The following is a 21,363-nucleotide window of genomic DNA, read 5'->3' on the forward strand; positions in this document are numbered from 1 at the left end:
GCGTATTTACCGCGGCTTGTCGGTCTTCGCAGCCGCGCCGCCGTGCGCCGCCTTGGCGGTCCTGGCCGGGGCCTTGGCGGCCTTGCCCGCCTTCGCCACCTTCGCCACCGGCGCACTGCGCGCCTGGCCACCGGCCGCGGTGACGCCCTTGCCACGCCCGCGCAGTTCGATGTTCAGGCCATGGCGGCGGACCTCGAACAGCCCGGTCGCCTCGATCAGGTCGCTGAGCTTGCGGTAGCCGAAGTTGCGCGAATCGAACGAACCCTGGTTGCTGATGTGGCTGCCCACCGCGCCCAGCCGCGACCAGCCGTCCTCGCCCTGGGTGGCATCCACCGAGGCGCGCAGCGTGCGTACCAGCGCCTGGTCGGCCTGCAGCTCGGCCTGGCTGCGCGCGCGCGTCGGCGCCGCCGCCTCTTCGGCCGGATCCGGCGTGCCCAGTTTTTCCAGGTAGAGGAACGTCGAGCACGCCTTCACGAACGGCTCCGGTGTCTTCTCCTGGCCGAAACCGTACACCGCCACGCCGTCGTTGCGCAGGCGCATCACCAGCGGGGTGAAGTCGGCATCCGACGACACGATCGCGAACCCGTCGAGGTTGCCGGCGTACAGCAGGTCCATGGCGTCGATCACCATCGCCATGTCCGAGGCATTCTTGCCGGTGGTGTAGGCGAACTGCTGGATCGGGCGGATCGCGTAGGTGTGCAGGCACTTCTCCCAGCTAACGAGGTGCTGGCTCTTCCAGTTGCCATAGGCGCGGCGCACGTTGGCCACGCCGTGGCGCGCGACCTCGGCAAGGATGGCGTCGATCTTCGCCGCCGGCGCGTTGTCGGCGTCGATCAGCACCGCGATGCGCTTCTCGTGTTCGGCCATGTCGGTTGTTCCTCGGGCGCGCCCGGCGCGATGACGCATGATGCCCGACACGCCGCGATGCCCGCGTATCCGCGCCCGGGGGCTTCGGCTAGGATGGCGCGACCGCCCAGGATCCAGCGCCCATGGAAATCCCCACCGCCAACCTGCTCATCGCGCTGGCGGTCACCACGGGTGCAGGACTTGCGACCGGACTGGGCAGCCTGTTCGTGTTCGCGCAGAAGAAGCCCAACGCACGGCTGCTGGCGTTCGGGCTGGCCTTCGCCGGCGGTGCGATGGTCTTCGTCTCGCTGTCCGAGATCCTCAACAAGTCGGTGTGGTCCTTCAGCCAGGGCTACGGTCCCCGCCTGGGCTTCTCCTACGGCACCTTCGCGTTCCTCGCAGGCGTCGGCCTGATCATGCTGGTCGACCACCTGGTGCCCAACCCGCATGAGCGGCTCGAGGTCGACGACCCGTTCTTCCGCGAACACAACGCCGCCTACATCAAGCGCGTCGGCCTGCTGACCGCGCTTGCGATCACCGCGCACAACTTTCCCGAGGGCCTGGCGACGTTCTTCGCCACGCTCGAGAACCCGGGCGTCGGCCTGCCGCTGGCGTTCGCGATCGCCATCCACAACATCCCCGAGGGCATCGCGATCGCGGTGCCGGTGTACTTCGCCACCAACAACAAGGCCTACGCCTTCGGTGCCTGCCTGATATCCGGCCTGGCGGAACCGGTCGGTGCGATCGTCGGCTATGCCCTGCTGCGGCCCTGGCTGTCGGACGCGGTGTTCGGCAGCGTGTTCGGGATCATCGCGGGCGTCATGGTGTTCCTTGCGCTGGACGAGCTGCTTCCGGCGGCCAAGCGTTATTCCAAGGGCCACGAGACCGTGTACGGGCTGGTCTCGGGCATGGCGGTGCTGGCGCTGAGCCTGGTGCTGTTCAAGTGGTGAGCGCGTCGCCACAACGCCGGCAGAAACGAAAAAGCCCGGCCTGAGCCGGGCTTTCCAGTTGCGGGGCACTGCACTCAGGCCGCGAACAGCGCCTTCATCTTCTTCAGCGCGTTGGCTTCGACCTGGCGGATGCGTTCGGCGGACACGCCGTACTGGTCGGCCAGTTCCTGCAGGGTCACCTTGCTGTCGTCATCCAGCCAGCGGCGCTTGATGATGTCGCGCGAGCGCGCGTCCAGCCGGCCCAGGCCCTCGCGCAGCAGGGCGAGCTGGTTGTCCTCGCTGTCCTGGCGCTCGTACGCCTGCGACGGATCATCCTCGCGCGCGGTGAGGTAGGCGGCCGGCGACGGCGGCGCGTGGTCGTCATCGTCATCGGACGGTGCATCGAAGGCGACGTCGCGGCCCGACAGGCGCGACTCCATCTCCAGCACCTCGCGCTCGGAAACGTTGAGGTCGGCGGCCACGACGCGCACTTCCTCGGCGTTCAACCAGCCCAGGCGCTTCTTGCTCTTGCGCAGGTTGAAGAACAGCTTGCGCTGCGCCTTGGTGGTGGCGACCTTGACGATGCGCCAGTTCTTGATGATGTACTCGTGCATCTCGGCACGGATCCAGTGCACCGCGAACGACACCAGGCGAACGCCGACCGTGGGGTCGAAGCGCTTCACCGCCTTCATCAGGCCGATGTTGCCCTCCTGGATCAGGTCGCCGAGCGGCAGGCCGTAGCCGTTGTAGCCACGCGCCACGTGCACCACGAAGCGCAGGTGCGAGTGCACCAGCTCGCGGGCGGCATCGAGGTCTTCGCCATCGCGGAAACGGTGGGCCAGCGCCTGCTCGTCCTCGACCGTGAGGACGGGGATCTGGTGGACGGCGCCGATGTAGGCCTCGAGCGAGCCCAGCGCGCTGGGGATCGGGAGGCTGTTGGAGACAAGAGCGGTCGCGGTGGTTGCAGTCATGGCCGTGATCTTAGCAGTGGCTCCATGGGACTGCTAAAGACCGGAAGAGTTCCTTAGTATTCCATTCATGATCAAAAATCAATCCAGACCGATCGATTATTGCTATCGAAGAGGCCATTCACCTGGGTCGCCGATGCCGCGCGCCGGTAGGGAGAGAGGATCCGGCGCGGCGGCACAGACGCCCGCCGCCACCCGTGTGGCGGCGGGAAACCTCAGAGCTGGTCGCCGGGATCCGTTTCCCTGTACAGGATCGTGCCGAGGTCGATCAGGGGCGGCACGTTGCAGCTGAAGTTCAGCGTGCCGTTGGCCGCGCCCTTGTGGACGCCGTTCCAGGTGAGCCACGCCGTGCCGGCGCTCGGGACGACGGCACTGCCGGCGGTGTAGGACAGGTTGTCGGGCGTGCCTGTCACCAGCTGGCAGTTCACCGTGGTCGCCGGGCCGCTGCCGCGCATGGCGAGGCGCACGCTGACCGTGGCGCCACCGGGTGGCGCCGCGGAATCCGCCGGCAGCGAGCAGGAAACGAAGATCGACGTGGTGCCTTCGTTGCCGATGCCGATCGGGCGCTTGCGCAGGGTGGCGTCGAAGACCGGCAGCGGCGCCTCGCACGCGGCGGTGGCGCTCACCCGCTGGACGCGCTCGGTGGCGGCCCTGGCTTCCGGAACGTGCAGGACAGCGGCGAGCGCCAGCGCGATGGCTGCACCCGCCGGCAGGCGGCGGCTCATACCCGGCCCCCGCTGTCGGTCTGGGTGTAGGTGATGGTTTCCATCGCCACCCCCGCGGGCAGGTTGCAGCTGAAGGCATAAGTGCCGGAATTGCTCCACTTGTTGACCTGCAGCCAGGTGATGCCGGCGCGGCCGTTGGCCGCGATCGCCTGGTCCCTCGGCACGTAGAAGACCTGGGCACCGCTGGTTCCGGACACCATCGTGCAGCTCACGGTGGCCGCTCCGGCGAAGCTCTTGAAGCCGACCACCACCGATCCGGAGTTGCTGTCGCCCATGACATCCGTGGGCAGCGTGCAGGACACGAACACCGACTGGTCACTCTCGTTCTGCAGGGCGACCGGGCGACGTCGCAGGTGCACGTTGTAGACCGGCAGCGGCGCGTCGCAGACGCCGGTGGCCGAGACGCTGATCGTCCGCATGGAGGCAGCGTCGGCGTGCGGGGAATGCAGGACCGCGGACGCGAGTACGAAGAAACTGGCCGCGGCGATGGTGCGCGGGATGCAGGTTGGAATCATGGGTTGGCTCCGGGGTACGGGTATGGGTGCGGCTGCGTCAGATGCCGCCGGCGCTGTCGCTTTCCTTGGCATAGAGGCCGGTCAGCTGGACGCCAGGTGGCAGCGCGCACATGACCGCGAAGAGGCCATCGATGCTCAGCTTGTCGAGGCCCGCCCAGGTGAACCAGTTGTTTCCGTAGGGCGCCAGCGGGCGGCTGAACGCGTCGTAGACCGGCGCGTCGGCGCTACCGGTGACGAGGGTGCAGGTCACCGAGGTGTTCGCCGCCACCGTGGACTGGATACGAACCTCGACCCAGGCCGACCCGAGATCGCCCACCGGATCGGCAGGCATCGCGCAGTTGACGAACACGGTCTCGTCGCCGGTGTTGGTCACCGCCTGTGGCGACTTGCGCAGATAGGCGTCATAGACCGGCAACGGCGCCTCGCAGATACCGCTGGGGCGGATATGCCGGGCCCGCTGGCTGGCGGCCCTGGCGTCCGTGGGCTGCAGCCCGGCCAGCAGGCCGAGCACGCAGGCCGCCGCCAGCACCGGCGGCATCGTGGAATTCCTCATGGAACAGTGCTCCCGTCGAAGTTGCGGACGCGCCTCCAGGCGGTCCTGACAACATCAATCGAGGAAAGCATCCAGCTCCCGCCACCACACTTCGAACAACCTCAGCGGCGGTGCCCGGCCAGGACCCGCCGGTACAGGGCCACGTCACGCGCGTGATGCGCCTCGATGCGGCTGCGGAGCAGCGGACTGATCACATATCCGGATTCGCCACGCAGCGGATTCGCCAGCGCCACGGCGGGTACCGCGGTGCCGCCGAGGAACCGCCGCGCCATCTGCTGCAGGTCCTCGTCGTAACGCTCGGTGATGCCGATGAAGTCGAAGCCGGCCGGATCGAAGCGCCACAGGTACTCGTGGTACAGGTCGCGCATCTCGGCACCGAGGGCGAAGCGCTCGAACGACCAGCGTTCGCGCAGCACCCGGTTGCGCAGCGGCTGGGCAGGATCCAGGCCGTCGTAGTCGCGCATCCAGTAGTGGTAATGCGAGGCCAGGCGGTCGACCGGCTCGCGCAGCCAGGTCACGTACCGCACCGCGCGTGCCGCGCCCGCGGCGATGCGGAATTTCACGGGCAGGAAATGGCCGTGCACGCAGGCCAGGCCGTCCGGCAACACCCCCCGCCCGGTCAGCCCGGCGCGCAGCGCGCGCCAGCGCCGGCACCAGCGCGTGTATTGCATGGGCTGGTCGACGTATTCGATCTGGCAGGCACCAGGCTCCGGGAACGCCGCGCGCAGGGTTTCCGCAAGGCTCGTGCCCGCGGTCTTCGGCATGTGCAGCGATACCAGCAGCGGTGCGGGCGTCATGCGATCGCGAGCTCCGCGCGCAATGGCAGCGACCAGTCCAGCGGCGTGCCGCCACGCGCGACGAGATAGCGGTTGGCCGCCGAGAAGTGGCCGCAGCCGAGGAAACCGCGATGCGCCGACAGCGGCGACGGATGGGTGGCCTTGAGCACACGGTGGCGCGACGGATCGATGACCTTGCCCTTGGCCTGCGCGTACGCGCCCCAGAGCACGAACACCAGGCCTTCGCGCTCGCGGTTGAGCACGTCGACCACGTGGTCGGTGAAGCCCTCCCAACCCTTGCGCTGGTGCGAGCCCGCGCAGCCGGCCTCGACCGTCAGCACGGCGTTGAGGAGCAGCACGCCGCGCTGCGCCCAGGGCAGCAGGCAGCCATGGTCCGGCGCGGCGATGCCGAGGTCGCGCTGGATCTCCTTGAAGATGTTGAGCAGAGAAGGCGGCACCGGCACGCCTGGCCGCACCGAGAAACACAGGCCATGCGCCTGGCCGGCGCCGTGGTAGGGGTCCTGCCCGAGGATCACCACGCGCACATCCTCGAAGGGCGTGGCGTCGAACGCGGAAAAGATCTCCGGCCCGGGCGGGAACACCTCCACGCCTGCCGCCTTGCGTGTGCGCAGGAAGTCGGCCAGCGCCTGCATGTCGTCGCGTTCCAGGTAGTCGCCGATGTGCGGCTTCCAGGAAGGAGCGAGGCGCCCGCGTACGTCGCTCATCCGCCGAACACCGTGGATTCCGGCGTACGCGCCAGGCGCAGCTGGAACAGGGCCTTGGTCACCAGCAGGCGCTCCTCGATGGGCTTGAGCACCAGGTCGTTGGCGCCGTCGCGAAGCAAGGCGGTCTGGTTGTCGGGATTGGCATCGCCGGTCATCACCAGCACCGGCAGCTTGCGCTTGGACCAGCCGAGCTCGCCGCGGATCGCATGCACCACGTCATGCCCGCTCAGCTCGCCCTTGAGATAGACGTCGGTGAGCACGAGGTCGGCGCCCGGGCCTTCGCCGGCATCGTGGCGCTCGCGCAACCAGTCGATCGCGGCCTCGGCGCTCACCACATGCACGACCTCCATCTGCTGCGCCTTGAGCATGCGCGAGGTGGCCAGCGCCACGGTGCGGCTGTCCTCGACGTAGAGCACGCGCGCGCCCGGGATCGGCTGCGGCTGCACGTAGCCGCGGATGAACTCCGCCAGCGCGTGGTGGCCGTGCGACTTGTCGAAATAGTCGGTGATGTCATCGCTGAAATGCCGCCCCTCGAGATGCGTCTGGGCGTTGCCGGAGACCACGATCACCGGCACGTAGCGCTGTCCCGCGGCGGTGCGCACGAGCTCGGCCAGCTGCTGGCCGTCACCGTCGGGGAGCACCAGGGAGGTCGTGGCGAGGTCGATCGGCGCCGCGTCCAGCGCGGCGCGCGCCTCGGCGAGATTGCCGCAGGCCACCACGTCCACGTCGACCAGTTCGCTGCGCAGCACGTCGCCGATCAGCTTGCGCACCAGCCTGGAACCATCCACCACCATCACGCGCAGGGCGCCGCTGGCGAGATGGCGGATGTCGTGCGAAGCGTCCATCAGGTGTCGGTGGGCCGCGTCTGGCGCAGGAAGTGGCCGGTGACGGCGCCCGCGCCAAGCCAGCCGAGCGCGGTCGTGCCGACCAGCACCACCAGCACCTGGCGCGGAGTGAAGCCGACCAGCCCGAAGCCGCTGCCGTAGCTCGCCGCCAGGTCGGCCAGCGGCAGGCGGAGCGCGGCGCCGGCCGCTGTCAGCAGCGCCAACGCAAGCGCGCCGGCGGCCAGGCCGTACCACGCACCGAGGTACAGGAAGGGGCGGCGGATGAAGCCGTCGCTGGCGCCCAGCAGCTGCAGAACGCCGAGCTCGTCGCGTCGTGACTGGATGTCGAGGCGCACGGTGTTGCCGACCACCAGCAGCGCGCCCGCGCCCAGCAGGGCGGCCAGCACCCAGGCCACGCGGCCACCGAAGCGCAGCCAGCCGTCCAGGCGCTGGCGCCAGCCGGCATCGTGCTGCACCAGGTCGGCCTCGGGCAGGGTGCGCAGCGAGTCGGCAAGCAGGGCCTCGTCGCCCGTGGGCGTCACCACCAATACGTGCGGCAGCGGGTTTTCGCCGAGCGCGTCGATCGCCTGGCCCAGGCCACCGCGCGCGCGCAGCTCTTCGAGGCCCTGTTCCGGCGTGCGATGCGCAACTTCGCCGATGTCGGCGCGCCCGCGCAGCGCATCGGCCAGCGCCGCGACCGCGTCGGCCGCCAGGTCCTGCTTCAGGAAGACACTGAGCTGGCGCGACTGCTGCACGTCGCCGGCGAAGCGCTCGACGTTGCCCAGCACCAGCCACAGCCCCAGCGGCAGGGCCAGCGCCACCGCCATCACGCCGATGGTGAGTGCGGTCGACCAGGGTCGGCGGAAGATGCGGCCCAGGCTTGCGACGAAGCTGTAGGCATGGTGGTCGGACCAGGTGCCGAGTCGCGACCGCGCGCGCTCCGGCCTTGGCCTGGCGAGCGGCTCATTCATCGGCCAGGTCCTCCGGCGAGATGTCGTCGGCCAGACGGCCATGGTCGAGCACCAGCACGCGCTTCTTCATGCGCTTGACCAGGCCGAGGTCGTGGCTGGCGACCAGCACGCTGGTGCCGCGCTCGGGCAACGACGCGAACAGCTCCATGATTTCCGCAGCCAGGGTGGGGTCGAGATTGCCGGTGGGCTCGTCGGCCACCAGCAGGCGCGGCTCGGCCACCATGGCACGCGCGATGCCGACGCGCTGCTGCTCGCCGGCCGACAGCTGGCCGGGAAGCGCACTGCCGCGCGCGCCCAGGCCGAGGCGCTCCAGCACCGAACGCACGCGCCGGCCGATGTCGCCGCGGCGCATGCCGCGCAGCACCAGCGGCAGGGCGATGTTGTCGTACACGCTGCGGTCGCCCAGCAGGCGGTGGTCCTGGTAGACCACGCCGACCTCGCGCCGGTGCAGGGCCACCCGGCCGCCGCGCACCTTGAGCAGGTTGCGATCGCCGAACACCACCGCGCCTCGGCTGGGCCGCTCGGAGAGATGGATCAGGCGCAGCAGGGTGCTCTTGCCGGCGCCCGAATGGCCGGTGACGAACAGCATCTCGCCTGCGTCCACGGCGAAGCTCACGTCCTCGAGCGCGACGTGCCCACCGGGGTATTGCTTGCTGACGCTGTCGAAGCGCAGGACGGGCATCGTGTTGCGGTTCCGGGAAGGGGTGCGCAGCGATTATGGCCGCTGTCGCACCCGCAAATCACCCGCGCGCACACGGGCATCCATTCCCGACCGCGCCGCGGTGCTCAGTGCTGCGAGCGCGGCGCGCGCGTGACCAGCTTCTTCAGGCCAAGGCCGATGCGACCCAACAGCGATGCCGGCTCCGCCGCGGTGGGCTGCGGACGCGCGGCATGCGGCTGCGACTCCGGCTTCGCGCGCGGCGCACGAGGCGCCTGCTTCGCGCCGGCGCCAGCATGGGCCGGCGGCTGGGCCTGCGCCTGGCCACCCTGCTCCGCAGCGCCCTCGGCACTGTCGGCACCTTCGACCCGACGGCCGCCACGGCGGCGACGACGCTTGCGCGGCGCGCGCTCGCCTTCGGCCGCTGGCACACCGGATGCAACCGCGGCTACGACCGGTGCGGCGGCTTCGACCGCGGCGGGCGTTGCCACGGCGACCTGGGCCGTGCCCGTCGCGGAAGCGTCAACGGTCGCCGCTGCAGGCGCGGCGCGCGGCGGACGCGGCGGGCGCGGCCCGCGCTCGCCGTCGGCACGCGGGCCACCACGGCCGCGTCCCGCACCAGCGGATCCGGGACCACCACTGCGGCCACCGCCACGTCGCGCATCCTCGGCGGCACGCTGCTCGCGCGCCTCGCGGAAGATCTCGCTGACGCTTTCACCTTCCTCGGGCACCAGCTCCACGCCTTCGCGCGGCTTGCGCGGCACCGGCGTCATCAGCTCGACGGTCACGGGCTCCGACGGGATCTTTTGTTCGATGAAGGCCTCGATGTCCGGCAGGCCGATCGCATAGCGCTCGCAGGCGAAGCTGATCGCGTCGCCCTCCTCGCCCAGGCGCGCGGTGCGGCCGATGCGGTGCACGTAGTCCTCGGCATCGAACGGCAGGTCGTAGTTGTAGACGTACTTCACGCCGTCGATGTGCAGGCCGCGGGCGGCGACATCGGTGGCGACCAGGATCTCGAGCTGGCCGGCCTGGAACTTCTTCAGCAGGCTCTCGCGCTTCTTCTGCGGCACGTCGCCGGACAGCACGCCGACGCGGTAGCCGGCACGCTCCAGCGAGCGCGCGACGCGCTCCACGAACGCCTTGGTGTTGACGAACACCATGGTGCGCGCGCCTTCCGAGCGCGACAGCAGGCCCAGCAGCAGCGGCAGCTTCTCTTCGTCGGACGGGTAGTAGAGCTTCTGGCGCACCTGCGCGGCGGTGATGAACTCCGACTCCACGACCAGCTTCTGCGGCTCGTTCATGTGCTCGTAGGCCAGCTCCAGCACGCGGTGGCTGAGCGTGGCCGAGAACAGCAGGGTCTGGCGCTCGGTGCGCACCGGCATGCGGCGCAGCAGGAAGCGGATGTCCTTGATGAAGCCGAGGTCGAACATGCGGTCGGCCTCGTCCAGCACGCAGACCTCGCAGGCGTGCAACGACACCACCTTGTGCTGCTTGACGTAGTCGATCAGCCGGCCGGGGGTGGCGATGATGACGTCCACGCCCTCCTGCAGGATCTGGCGCTGCTTGTCGTAGTCGACGCCGCCGTAGACCAGCGCGAACTTCAGCCCCATCTCGGGACCGAACTTGAGCGCGTCCTTGTGGATCTGGATGGCCAGCTCGCGGGTCGGCGCCAGGATCAGCGCGCGCGGGTCCTCCGGCTTGCGGTCGGCGAGCGCCGGCCGCGTCAGCAGGCGGTTCATCACCGCCACCAGGAAGGCGAGGGTCTTGCCCGTGCCGGTCTGGGCCTGGCCGGCGACGTCGCCCCCGGGCAGCGCGACCGGAAGGGTCAGCGCCTGGATCGGCGTGAGGCGCGTGAAGCCCGCGGTCTCGAGGCCGGCAAGCAGCGACGGGTGCAGGTCGAAGGAGGAGAAGGTGAGGTCGGTAAGTGGCTTGTCGGACATTCGTCAGGGAGTCTGCGCGGCGGGCGCGCTTGCGTGGAAGGCGGCAGCCAAGCAGACTGCCCTCGATGAACCGGAGCGGGTACCCGGCCCCGGGGCGGCCCTTGTTCTGGCCGCGGATTCCCCCAGTCTAGCACCACAAATGCCGCCGCCATCGCCGCCATCAGGCCGGCCCGCGGCCACCCCCCATGCAGGAGAAAGCAGTGAGCGACCACGTCATCCATGCCAGCGACGCCGATTTCGACGCCACCGTCCTCGCCTCCGCCGAGCCGGTGCTGGTCGACTTCTGGGCGCCCTGGTGCGGCCCATGCAAGATGATCGCCCCGGCGCTCGACGAGCTGGCCGATACCTATGCGGGCCGGGCGAAGGTCGTGAAGATCGACATCGACCAGAACCGCGCCACGGCCATGAAGTACCACGTGCGCTCCATCCCCATGCTGCTGCTGTTCAAGGGCGGCCAGGTGCAGGACACGCAGATCGGCGCGGTCGGCAAGCCGCAGCTCGCGCAGATGATCGAAAAGGCACTCTGAGGCGCCGCACCCCCGCTTGCCGTCATGGCGCGGGGGTGCTAGTTTCCGTAACGCACCGGCGCGAGACAGGCGCCGCACCCATCTGCTAGACCCCATCTCATCAACTCACGCCGCCCGTCCCGGGCGCGCTCGCAGCAAGCGAGGATTCCCACTTGTCCGACACTCCATCCGATTCCGGCGACAGCGCCGTGAAGCGCGTGCGCAAGCCGCGCGTCGTCAAGGCCACGGCCGCCGACTCCCCCTCTTCCGATACGTCCGCGCCGCAGGCTGCACCGCGCGCCGAGGCGCCGCTCCAGGCGACCGGCGTCAGCCAGCCGTCGCTGCCCATGCCGCCACCGGCACCAGCGCCCGCACCACCGCAGCCCGCCAGCACTGAAGGCGCTCACGGCCGGCATGGCGGACAAAACCAGGGTCAGGGCCAGCAGAACCAGAACCAGAACCAGAACCAGGGCCAGGGACAGGGCCAGGGCGGCCAGGGCGGCGGTCATGACGACGACGACCAGGGCTCCGACGGCGGAAGCCGCCAGCAGCATGGCGGCCAGCACGGGCAGGGCCAGGGCCAGGGCAACCGGCGCGACCGCAACCGCAACCGCCGCGACCGGCCGCGCCAGCGTGATGACGGGCTGCCCCAGGACAACGGCAACGACCAGGCCAACCGCCTGCCGCCGCCGAACATGCCGGAAGGCTTCCCGCAGTACTCGCTCTCCGACCTCAAGCGCATGCCGGCGCAGAAGCTGCTCGACATCGCCGAGCAGCTGAACATCCACGAAGGCGTGGCGCGCGCGCGCAAGCAGGACGTGATCTTCGCCCTGCTGAAGGTGCTGACCCGCCACGGCGAAGGCGTCGTCGCCGACGGCGTACTGGAAATCCTGCCCGACGGCTTCGGCTTCCTGCGCGCGGCCGAGGCGAGCTACCTCGCCGGCCCGGACGACACCTATATCTCGCCCAGCCAGATCCGCCGCTTCAACCTGCGTACCGGAGACCATCTGAGTGGCCGCATCCGCTGGCCCAAGGACGGCGAACGCTACTTCGCGCTGAACGTGGTCGACACCATCAACGGCGAGCCGCTGGAAGCGTCGAAGAACAAGGTGCTGTTCGAGAACCTGACGCCGCTGTTCCCGCGCAAGAAGTTCAAGCTCGAGCGCGGCGATGGCAGCAGCGAGGACATCGCCGGCCGCATCCTCGACCTTATGGCCCCGCAGGGCAAGGGCCAGCGCGCGCTGATCGTGTCGCCGCCGAAGGCCGGCAAGACGATGATGATGCAGCAGATCGCCAGCGCCATCACCTACAACCATCCCGACGTGCACATGATCGTGCTGCTCATCGACGAGCGGCCCGAGGAAGTGACCGAGATGCAGCGCAGCGTGCGCGGCGAAGTGATCAGCTCGACGTTCGACGAGCCGGCCGCGCGCCACGTGCAGGTCGCCGAGATGGTGATCGAGCGCGCCAAGCGCCTGGTCGAGCACAAGAAGGACGTGGTGATCCTGCTCGACTCGATCACCCGCCTGGCGCGCGCGTACAACAACGTGGTGCCCAGCTCGGGCAAGGTGCTCACCGGCGGCGTCGACGCCAACGCCCTGCACCGCCCGAAGCGCTTCTTCGGCGCCGCGCGCAACGTCGAGGAAGGCGGCTCGCTCACCATCATCGCCACCGCGCTGGTCGACACCGGCAGCGCGATGGACAAGGTGATCTACGAGGAGTTCAAGGGCACCGGCAACTCCGAAGTGCACCTCGACCGCCGCATCACCGAGAAGCGCGTCTACCCGGCGATCAACGTCAACCAGTCCGGCACGCGCCGCGAGGACTACCTCATCGAGCCCGAGCTGCTGCAGAAGATCTGGATCCTGCGCAAGCTGCTGCACCCGATGGACGAGATCGCGGCAATGGAGTTCCTGCTCGACAAGATGAAGACCACCAAGTCCAACGACGAGTTCTTCTCTTCGATGAAGCGCTGAACCGCACGCGGTCGACGCAAGACAGAAAGGCCCCGCGCGAGCGGGGCCTTTCCTGTTCCAGCAGCCGGCGCGTTGACGTGGGCCGGCACCGATGCGCGATACTCGGCCGCACAGGGATCGACAACCGGGGTATCGCATGTCCAAGGGACTGTTCCGCGCTTCCATCGTCGCCGCCATCCTGCTCGCCTGGAGTACCGCCGCAGACGCCAGCCGGTTCGGCCGCGACGGCTTCTCCGGCAACCCCGGCACCAACAACGGCGCCACCTGCACCGCCTGCCATGCCCCCGGCGCAGCACTGCCCACGGTCACGATCAGCGGCCCGCAGACCCTGGATGCCAACACGATCGCCGAGTACACGGTGACCATCGCAGGCGGCCCCGGCGTCACCGGTGGTGTCGGCGTGTCGTCCTCGCGTGCCGCCGGCAGCTTCGAGGCGGTCGGCAGCGACGTGCATGTGGTCGGTACCGAGCTCTCGCATACCCAACCGAAGGCCTTCGCCGCGGGCGCGGTGAGCTTCAGTTTCCGCTGGCGCGCGCCGGCCTGGAACGGCCCCATCACCCTGTACGCCGCCGGCAACTCGAGCAACGGCCAGCTGAGCCTGCTCGGCGACGGCATCGGCACCAGACAACTCACCGTCACCGTGCAGAACGGCAGTGCCGAGCCGCCACCGCCGCAGCCCCCGCCGCCGGCGGCCGCCTCGCTTGCGATCTTCGCCACCGGCCTCTCGCAGCCGGTGGTGATCACCCACGCCGGCGACGCGCGGCTGTTCGTCGCCGAGCAGCCGGGCCGCATCCGCGTGATCGACAACGGAGTGGTGCTGCCCACGCCGTTCCTCGACATCACCGCGCGCGTCGATGACGCAGGCAACGAGCAGGGCCTGCTCGGCCTCGCCTTCCACCCGGACTACGCCAGCAACGGCTACTTCTACGTCAACTACATCTTCGACCCGCCGGCCAGCACCCTGGACCGCACGCGCATCTCGCGCTTCACGGTGGGCGCCAACGCCAACGTCGCCGACCCGGCCTCCGAAGTGGTGCTGATGGAGTTCGAGCAGCCCTACAGCAACCACAACGGCGGCGACCTGCAGTTCGGGCCCGACGGCTACCTGTACATCGCGTCCGGCGACGGCGGCAGCGGCGGCGATCCGCAGAACAACGCGCAGAACCCGGGTCGCCCGCTGGGCAAGCTGCTGCGCATCGACGTGGATGGCGGCGGCGGCGCGCCCGACTGCAACCTGGTGGCGGCCAACCACTACGGCATCCCGCCTGGCAACGCGTACACCGATGGCGATGGTGGTGCGGGCTGCGACGAGATCTTCGCCCTGGGCCTGCGCAACCCGTGGCGCATCGCCTTCGACGCGGTCACCGGCAACCTGTGGATCGCCGACGTCGGCCAGAGTGCGCGCGAGGAGATCAACTTCGTGCCGGCGGGCACCGCCGCGGGGCTGAACTTCGGCTGGCGCTGCTATGAGGGCGACCAGCCGTACAACACCGCCGGCTGCAACGGTGCCTACTTCGCGCCGCTGGTCACCACTTCACATTCGGCCGGCAACTGCTCGATCACCGGCGGGCGCGTGTATCGCGGCGGCGCGTCGCCGGCGCTCGCCGGGCGCTATTTCTTCACCGACTACTGCAACACCGCGATCCGCACCGTGACCTTCGTCAACGGCCTGCCGGTGGTGGAGAGCCCGATTCCGGCGGGCGCGGTTGGCCAGCCTGTCGCGTTCGGCGAGGACGTGTTCGGCGAGCTGTACGTCGCCAGCCTGACCGGCACGGTCTATCGCATCGTCGGCGCGGGCGACACGCCGCCGTCGCAGGTCACCACGCTCTCCAACCAGTGCCTGCATGCGCCCGGCACCGGCCTCGCGGGCGGCACGAAGATCGGCGCGTGGCCCTGCAACGGCAGCGCCGCGCAGCGCTGGGTGCTGCGCGCCGATGGGTCGCTGCTGAACCCGGCGTCCGGCGGCTGCGTGGACGTGCCCAACGGCGACACGCGCCCCGGCGCGGTGCAGCTGCGGCTCAGTGCCTGCAACGGTCAGGCGGCGCAGCGCTTCGCCACGACCGCCGCGAACGAACTGCGTGGCGTCGGCGGCCTGTGCATGGACCAGTCACGCAAGGTGCGCCGCCGCGTGCAGATGTACACCTGCGACGGCAGCGACCACCAGGTCTGGTTCTTCGCACCTTCGCCGGCGCGCGCCGCGCGCTGAGCTCGGACGCGGGCGCCGGCTGGATCAGCGCGGCTCCCGCAGGAACCGCGCCATCGACACGCCCGTGGTCGGTGGCGCGAACTCGGCGGCCACGTCCACGAAGCCGCGCATGACCGCGATCTCGCGCGGGGTGCGGTTGAGGGCATCGCGCAGGTCGGGATCGCAGCCTGCGCGCAGCAGGTGGTGGGCCAGGCGCAACAGGCCGTGCAGCGCGGCCAGGTGCAGCGGCCCGAAGCCGCGCGGATCCTGGGCATCCAGCTCGGCGTCTTCATCAAGCAGGCGGTCGACGGCGGGCAGCACCACGTCCTCGTCGCAGGCGGTCCCCGGCTCGGCGCGCGCGCCGAGCAGCAGCAGCAGCGGAGTCACGCCGCCCGCGGCACGGGCACCGGGCTCGGCGCCGGCCAGCAGCAGGGTGTCGAACAGCGCCAGCAGGCGCGGCCGGTCGCGGGCCGTGAACCCGAACAGCGCCGCGCAGTGCAGCGGCGTGAGGCCCTGCGCGTCGGCGGCCTGGATGTTGGCGCCGGCCGCCAGCAGGCGCGCACAGATGTCGGGCAGGCCCAGCGCCGAGGCGAGCATCAGCACGGTGACCTCGCCGGGCAGGCGCTGCTCGAGGCCAACGCGCGCGTCGAGCAGCCGCTCGACGATGTCGCCGTGGCGCATGCTGACCGCGGCCGACAGCGGCGTGGCGCCGGTGTGCGCGGCGCATTGCGGGTCGGCACCGCGTTCCAGCAGGAGTTCGAGGGTGGTGGCGTGGCCGCCGCCGGCGGCACGCAGCAGTGCGCTGCAACCCTGCGCGTCGGCGGTGTCGACCGCGAAGCCGAGGTCGAGCAGGCGACGCACCGCGTCGTGGTCGCCGACCATGGCGGCGGCCGGCAGGTCACCGGCACGCAGCGGACGGCCGGGCAGCGGCCAGCCGCGCCAGTCGAGCCAGTCGGCGAGATCGCGCCGCCCGGCCGAAAGCGCGACGCCGAGCGGCGTCTGCCCGTCGGCGGCGCGCACTTCGGGCGATGCCCCGCCCTTCACCAGCAGCTTCAGCGCCGGCTCGCGCGCCAGCGCAGCGGCGATGTGCAGCGCGGTCATGCCATGGGCATCGCGCAGGTCGAGGTCGATGCCGGCAGTGACCAGGCGCTCCAGCATGCGCATCCACCCCAGGCGCACCGCGAGGGCCGGGGCATGGTCGCCCTCCGGCGACGGCGCGAACACGTCTACGCCCTGGTCGACGAGTTCGAGCGCGAACTGCTCCAGTCCGCGACCGGCCTGGTCGCTGCGCGCGCAGGCGCCGAGGAATCGCGCCAGGCCGCCGGCCCCCGCCACCGAGGCGCCGCCGCGCAACAGCGCCTGCAGCGCCTGCAGTGCGTCGGGGCCGCGCGCCAGCAGGCGCATGGCCACGGTGTCACCGCCGTCGACGCGCACGTCGGGGTCGGCACCACGCGCCAGCAGCCAGTCGATGCGCTCGACCGAAAGGGGGGCGTCGTCGTCGACCAGCAGCTCGCCCAGCTCGGCCGCGGTGACCAGCTGCAGCAGCGGTTCAAGCTGGTCGTAGCGCGCTTCGCGCAGCTGCCCGCGCAGCACCACGAGCGGCGCACGGTCGACCGGCACGCCGGGGTCGTCGGGATCGTCACCGAACACGCTGGCCGGCAACGGGTGCGCGGGATCGACCGCCGCCACCAGTGCCCAGCGGCCCGCGGCCGCGGCATGGTCGATCGCGCGCTTGCCGCCACCGTCCACGGCGTCGGTGGCCACGCCCAGCTCCAGCAGCCGCTTCACCAGCGCGGGCGATGCCGGCTCGGCGAGGCAGGCGAGGTGCAGGGCGCTGCGACCCTCGCTGTCGATGGCGTGCACGTCGGCGCGCGTGGCCAGCAGTTCGAACGCGGCGATGCCGCCGCCGCGCGCGGCGTCGAGCAGCGGCGTGCGGCCCTGGGCATCGCGGGCATCGATCGCGGCGTGGGCCTCGATCAGCGCGGTGACGATCTCCGCATGCCCGGCCAGCGCCGCTTCGTGCAATGCGCTGCGGCCGCCGGCATCGCGCGCGTCGACCTTGGCCTTGTGCTTGAGCAGCAGGGTGACGCCGGCGATATCGTCATCCTCGCCACCGGCGGCGGCGAGCAGCGCCGGCGTGCCGCCGGCCGGCTCCGGCCTGGCGCCGCGCTCGAGCAGGAAGCGCGCCAGACGCCAGTTGCCGCTGGCGCAGGCGATGCCGAGCGGGGTGACGCCGTCGTTGTTGAGCACGTCGACTTCGGCCGCGGCGTCGCGCAGCAGTGCGGCCACGCCGGGATCGGAGCTGCGCGCGGCGTGGTGCAGCGGCGTGTTGCCGTCGCGGTCGACGGCACGCGGATCGGCGCCGTTGGCCAGCAATGTCGTGACCGCATCCGGCCGGCCGTGCCAGCTGTCGCGGGTGGCCGCGAGCAGCGGGGTGACGCCGGCGTGTGAGGCGTTGAGCTCCACGCCGCCGGCGATCAGCGCGCGCAGCAGGCGCAGGTCCGGGAGCACGGCGGCGAGTACCGGCAGCGAGCGCTGGTCGCGCTCGTCGGCCGGCGGAAGCGCGCGCGGATCGCAGCCGGCTTCGAGCAGCACCAGCGCGCGATCGACACGGCCGCTGCGGGCCGCGGCGTACAGCGCGGCCACGGGATCGCCAGCGCCGTCATCGAGGGCCACGGCCGGACCGTCCGGCTCCGGCATGTCCACCACGTCCAGCGCCACCATGTCCGGGGCGCCCGCGCGCTGCAGCGCCCAGTGCAGCGCCGGCCAGCTTACCGCCGCCAACGCGACCAGCAGCCAGCGTGCGTTGCCCGCCACCAGGCCCGGCCAGCCCAGCGCCAGGCCGAGCGCGAGGATCGCGGCGATCGCCAGCGCCACGCGCAGCCCGGCCCAGCTCGAGCCGTCGCGGTCGTCCAGCGTGCGCCAGTGGGCGGCGAGCGTGCCGCCGCCGTCGCGCTCGGCGGCGTGCCACAGCGGCCACAGCCGCCACAGCGCAATGACCCCGAGGCCCGCGGTCGCGCTCAGCGCCAGCGCGGCGCCCAGCGACGCGCCACCGCTCGCCAGCAGCGCCGACAGCGGCCAGCCGACCAGCAGCGCCGTGGCGCCCATGGCCAGCGCCCACAGCAACAGCAGGGCAAGCAGGTCGCGGCGCAGGCCGGTCGTATCGACCGCTGCGTGCGTGCCGCGCCAAAGGCGCACGCCGAGCGCGATCAGCGGCTGCGCCAGCCACGCCGCGGGCACGGCAATCGCCGCGACCACGGTGGCGGCCGTGAGCAGGAGTCCGGCGCCGAGGACGAGACCAGCGCGCGGCTGCAGGCGTGGCGACTCAGGCATCGGTGCCCCAATCCTCGGTCATCGGATCCAGCGCCTGCCGCGGCGGCATCTGCAGGTGGAAGCCGCGCAGCGCGAGGTTGCCGCGGACCACCGCGGCGTCCTCGATCGCCAGCTTGCGCCCCGGCTCCAGGTTCACGTCGAGGACGAACCGCAGCTCGCCGAGTTCGGCACGCAGCGACTCCGGAAGGCGGTCGAACTCCTCCCGGGCGGCGAGATAGACATAGGTGTCGGCCTTGCGAAGGCTCTTGTAGACGAAAGCGTGCATCGACGGGTCTGCGGTCGGTTGGTGCCGACGGGCGGACATCGCGCATCGACGCACCGGGGCGGAAGCGTGCAGCATAAAGCAACCGCGCCGCGAAGCCCGCCGCGGGCGCCAGCCGGAGGCGCCGCGCGACGGCGGAGGTTCAGTGGTAGCCGGAATCGGCTTCGATCTTGCCGCGAAACACCGAATACGACCACGCCGTGTAGCCGAGGATCACCGGCAGCAGCACCACCAGCCCGCCGAGCACGAACAGCTGCGACGACGGCGGCGACGCGGCCTCCCAGATGCTCAGCGACGGCGGCACGATGTTCGGCCAGATGCCCAGCACCAGGCCGATGAAGCCCAGCAGGAAGAAGCTCAGCGACAGCAGGAACGGCCGCACGTCGCGCCCCTCGTGCATGGTGGCGCGCCACAGCGCGAACACGTTGGCCAGCGCCAGCAGCGGCACCGGCGCCAGCCACCAGAAGTTGCCTTCGGCGAACCAGCGCGCCATCACCTGCGAATCGAGGAACGGCAGCCAGGCGCTGACCAGCCCCATGAACACCGCGACCACCAGCACCAGCGGACGCGCCAGCGTGCGCGCCACCAGCTGCAGCCGGCCGGCGGTCTTCAGGATCAGCCAGCACGCGCCAAGCAGCGCGTAGCCGAACAGCACCGCGGCGCCGGTCAGCATCGAGAACGGGCTGAACCAGTCGAAGATGCCGCCGACATACTTGCCCGCCTCCAGCGGCATGCCTTCGACCAGCGCGCCGAGGATCACGCCCTGCGAGAACGCCGCCACCATCGATCCGACCGCGAACGCGCCGCCCCAGAAACGCTTCGCGCGCCGCGCCTTGAAGCGGAACTCGAAGGCCACGCCGCGGAAGATCAGCGCGATCAGCATCAGCAGCACCGGCACGTACAGCGCCGACAGCACCACCGCGTACGCCTTGGGGAATGCCGCCAGCAGCGCCGTTCCACCGAGCACCAGCCAGGTCTCGTTGCCGTCCCAGATCGGCGCCGCCGTGTTCATCATGTGGTCGAGCTGGTCGCTGTCCTCGGCGAACGGCGCCAGGATGCCGAGGCCGAGCACGAAGCCGTCGAGCAGCACGTACATCAGCACGCCGAAGCCGATCACGCCGAACCAGACCACCGGCAGCCAGGTTTCCATGCTCATGGCCCCGCCTCCGCGGCATCGTCGTCGTCGCCGACCGACAGCGGCCGTGCCGGCGTCTTGTCGCCACCTTCGGTGTCTGGGGCCTCCTCGAACGGCTGCGGGCCCTTGCGCACCAGCCCCAGCAGGTACCAGCTGCCGGCGCCGAAGATCACCGCATAGGCGACCGCATAGGTGGCCAGCGAGGCCATCACCGCCGCCGCCTCGATGTTGGGGCTGACCGCCTCGCTGGTGCGCAGCAGCCCGTAGACCACGTACGGCTGGCGGCCGATCTCCACCACGTACCAGCCGGCAAGCAGGGCGATGAAACCCGCAGGGCTCAGCAGCCGCCAGCCATCGAGCAGCCAGCGCGATGCGAACAGGTGGCCGCGCCACCAGGCGAACGCCGAGGCCAGCGCCAGCAGCAGCATCGCCACGCCCAGTCCGACCATGATCCGGAAGCCCCAGAACACCGGCAGCACCGGAGGCCGCTCGCTGGCCGGGACCGCTTTCAGCGGCTGGATCTCGCCGTCCCAGCTGTGGGTCAGGATCAGGCTGCCGAGGCGCGGCACGGCGACTTCGTAATGATTGCGCTCCTGCGCCGCGTCGGGCCATGCGAACAGCACCAGTGGCACGCCCGCCCCCGGCTCGCCCGTTTCCCAGTGCCCCTCCATCGCCGCCAGCTTCACCGGCTGGTGCTCGCCGACGTTCAGCCCGTGCAGGTCGCCCACCAGCACCTGCAGCGGCAGCGCGATCGCGGCGAACGCCACCGCGAGCTTCAGCATCCGCTGCCCCTCCGCCACGTGCACGCCGCGGCGCAGGTACCAGGCGCTCACGCCGCCGATCACGAAGCAGGTGGTGATGAACGCCGCCAGCACCATGTGCGCCAGCCGGTACGGGAACGACGGATTGAAGATGATCGCCATCCAGTCGACCGGCTGGAACATGCCGCCGACGATCTCGTGGCCCTGCGGTGTCTGCATCCAGCTGTTGGCGGCGAGGATCCAGAACGTCGAGAACAGCGTGCCGAGCGCCACCATGCAGGTCGCGAAGAAATGCAGCCGGGGCGACACCCGCTTCCAGCCGAACAGCATCACGCCGAGGAAACTGGCTTCGAGGAAGAACGCGGTGAGGACCTCGTAGGCGAGCAGCGGTCCGAGGATCGCGCCGGCGCGTTCGGAGAGCACCGCCCAGTTGGTGCCGAACTGGAAGCTCATCACGATGCCGCTCACCACGCCCATGCCGAACGAGATCGCGAAGATCCTGAGCCAGAAGAAGTACAGGTCGCGCCACATCGTGTCGCGGGTGCGCAGCCAGCGCCATTCCAGGAACGCCAGCCAGTGCGCCAGGCCGATGGTGAAGGCCGGGAACAGGATGTGGAACGAAATCACGAAGCCAAACTGGATCCGCGAGAGCAGCAATGCATCCACGCTGTGCTCCGCGATGCGGGCGGGCGCATCGCCGCCGACGATTGTGCGCCGAAACCGGCGTGACCGCGGTTCAGGCCACGTGAACACCACCATGACCACCGGCCCACGG

General features: G+C 70.6%; 19 protein-coding genes. 4 read left to right on the plus strand and 15 right to left on the minus strand.

Features of this window, described 5'->3' with window-relative positions; translation table 11 throughout:
• Positions 1 to 6: 6 nt before the first annotated feature.
• On the minus strand, positions 7 to 867 hold the full coding sequence (locus JGR64_RS12760) for an NYN domain-containing protein (RefSeq protein ID WP_199373849.1): 861 nt from the start codon (positions 865 to 867) through the stop codon (positions 7 to 9).
• A 122-nt stretch (positions 868 to 989) separates the two neighbouring features.
• Here JGR64_RS12760 and zupT point away from each other — a divergent pair, with 122 nt between their 5' ends.
• Positions 990 to 1,796: a zinc transporter ZupT gene (gene zupT / locus JGR64_RS12765; RefSeq protein ID WP_199373851.1), complete on the plus strand. Its 807-nt coding sequence runs from the start codon at positions 990 to 992 to the stop codon at positions 1,794 to 1,796.
• Positions 1,797 to 1,870: 74 nt separating this feature from the next.
• Here the strand turns inward: zupT and rpoH are convergent, their stop codons facing one another.
• From rpoH to rhlB, 10 genes are all read right to left on the minus strand, one after another.
• Positions 1,871 to 2,746, minus strand: coding sequence for an RNA polymerase sigma factor RpoH (gene rpoH / locus JGR64_RS12770; RefSeq protein WP_199373853.1), 876 nt, complete (start codon positions 2,744 to 2,746; stop codon positions 1,871 to 1,873).
• A gap of 212 nt (positions 2,747 to 2,958) precedes the next feature.
• A complete protein-coding gene (locus JGR64_RS12775; RefSeq protein ID WP_199373855.1) occupies positions 2,959 to 3,468 on the minus strand; it encodes a hypothetical protein in 510 nt (169 codons plus the stop codon).
• Positions 3,465 to 3,983 carry a hypothetical protein gene (locus tag JGR64_RS12780; protein WP_199373857.1) on the minus strand — a complete coding sequence of 173 codons (519 nt, stop codon included), beginning with the start codon at positions 3,981 to 3,983 and terminating at the stop codon, positions 3,465 to 3,467. The genes JGR64_RS12775 and JGR64_RS12780 overlap by 4 nt, the downstream gene beginning before the upstream one ends.
• Positions 3,984 to 4,020: 37 nt before the next feature.
• A complete protein-coding gene (locus JGR64_RS12785) occupies positions 4,021 to 4,536 on the minus strand; it encodes a hypothetical protein (RefSeq protein ID WP_199373859.1) in 516 nt (171 codons plus the stop codon).
• Between the two features lie 101 nt (positions 4,537 to 4,637).
• Positions 4,638 to 5,333, minus strand: coding sequence for a hypothetical protein (locus tag JGR64_RS12790; RefSeq protein ID WP_199373860.1), 696 nt, complete (start codon positions 5,331 to 5,333; stop codon positions 4,638 to 4,640).
• Positions 5,330 to 6,037, minus strand: a complete 708-nt coding sequence (gene ung, locus JGR64_RS12795; RefSeq protein WP_199373861.1) for a uracil-DNA glycosylase — start codon at positions 6,035 to 6,037, stop codon at positions 5,330 to 5,332. The genes JGR64_RS12790 and ung overlap by 4 nt, the downstream gene beginning before the upstream one ends.
• Positions 6,034 to 6,882 carry a response regulator gene (locus tag JGR64_RS12800; protein WP_199373862.1) on the minus strand — a complete coding sequence of 283 codons (849 nt, stop codon included), beginning with the start codon at positions 6,880 to 6,882 and terminating at the stop codon, positions 6,034 to 6,036. The genes ung and JGR64_RS12800 overlap by 4 nt, the downstream gene beginning before the upstream one ends.
• Complete coding sequence (gene ftsX, locus JGR64_RS12805) at positions 6,882 to 7,832, minus strand: permease-like cell division protein FtsX (RefSeq protein WP_199373863.1); 951 nt, start codon at positions 7,830 to 7,832, stop codon at positions 6,882 to 6,884. Before ftsX ends, JGR64_RS12800 begins: the two co-directional genes overlap by 1 nt.
• The gene (gene ftsE, locus JGR64_RS12810) at positions 7,825 to 8,514 is read right to left on the minus strand and encodes a cell division ATP-binding protein FtsE (protein ID WP_199373864.1); all 690 of its coding nucleotides are present in this window, start codon (positions 8,512 to 8,514) and stop codon (positions 7,825 to 7,827) included. The genes ftsX and ftsE overlap by 8 nt, the downstream gene beginning before the upstream one ends.
• A gap of 104 nt (positions 8,515 to 8,618) precedes the next feature.
• On the minus strand, positions 8,619 to 10,430 hold the full coding sequence (gene rhlB, locus JGR64_RS12815; protein ID WP_199373865.1) for an ATP-dependent RNA helicase RhlB: 1,812 nt from the start codon (positions 10,428 to 10,430) through the stop codon (positions 8,619 to 8,621).
• A 200-nt stretch (positions 10,431 to 10,630) separates the two neighbouring features.
• Here rhlB and trxA point away from each other — a divergent pair, with 200 nt between their 5' ends.
• From trxA to JGR64_RS12830, 3 genes are all read left to right on the plus strand, one after another.
• Entirely contained in the window at positions 10,631 to 10,957 is a 327-nt protein-coding gene (gene trxA, locus JGR64_RS12820; RefSeq protein ID WP_199373866.1) for a thioredoxin, read from the plus strand.
• A gap of 152 nt (positions 10,958 to 11,109) precedes the next feature.
• Positions 11,110 to 12,912 carry a transcription termination factor Rho gene (gene rho / locus JGR64_RS12825; protein ID WP_199373869.1) on the plus strand — a complete coding sequence of 601 codons (1,803 nt, stop codon included), beginning with the start codon at positions 11,110 to 11,112 and terminating at the stop codon, positions 12,910 to 12,912.
• A gap of 136 nt (positions 12,913 to 13,048) precedes the next feature.
• A complete protein-coding gene (locus JGR64_RS12830) occupies positions 13,049 to 15,118 on the plus strand; it encodes a choice-of-anchor V domain-containing protein (RefSeq protein ID WP_199373870.1) in 2,070 nt (689 codons plus the stop codon).
• Between the two features lie 24 nt (positions 15,119 to 15,142).
• Here JGR64_RS12830 and JGR64_RS12835 read toward each other — a convergent pair whose 3' ends face one another.
• From JGR64_RS12835 to JGR64_RS12850, 4 genes are all read right to left on the minus strand, one after another.
• Positions 15,143 to 18,430, minus strand: coding sequence for an ankyrin repeat domain-containing protein (locus JGR64_RS12835; RefSeq protein ID WP_199373872.1), 3,288 nt, complete (start codon positions 18,428 to 18,430; stop codon positions 15,143 to 15,145).
• Positions 18,423 to 18,695: a YcgL domain-containing protein gene (locus JGR64_RS12840; protein WP_199373874.1), complete on the minus strand. Its 273-nt coding sequence runs from the start codon at positions 18,693 to 18,695 to the stop codon at positions 18,423 to 18,425. The genes JGR64_RS12835 and JGR64_RS12840 overlap by 8 nt, the downstream gene beginning before the upstream one ends.
• A gap of 139 nt (positions 18,696 to 18,834) precedes the next feature.
• Positions 18,835 to 19,848, minus strand: a complete 1,014-nt coding sequence (gene cydB, locus JGR64_RS12845) for a cytochrome d ubiquinol oxidase subunit II (RefSeq protein ID WP_199373876.1) — start codon at positions 19,846 to 19,848, stop codon at positions 18,835 to 18,837.
• Positions 19,845 to 21,254 carry a cytochrome ubiquinol oxidase subunit I gene (locus JGR64_RS12850; protein ID WP_199373878.1) on the minus strand — a complete coding sequence of 470 codons (1,410 nt, stop codon included), beginning with the start codon at positions 21,252 to 21,254 and terminating at the stop codon, positions 19,845 to 19,847. The genes cydB and JGR64_RS12850 overlap by 4 nt, the downstream gene beginning before the upstream one ends.
• Positions 21,255 to 21,363 lie beyond the last annotated feature (109 nt).

This window comes from Luteimonas sp. MC1572 (genome assembly GCF_016615815.1).
Lineage (GTDB): Bacteria > Pseudomonadota > Gammaproteobacteria > Xanthomonadales > Xanthomonadaceae > Luteimonas.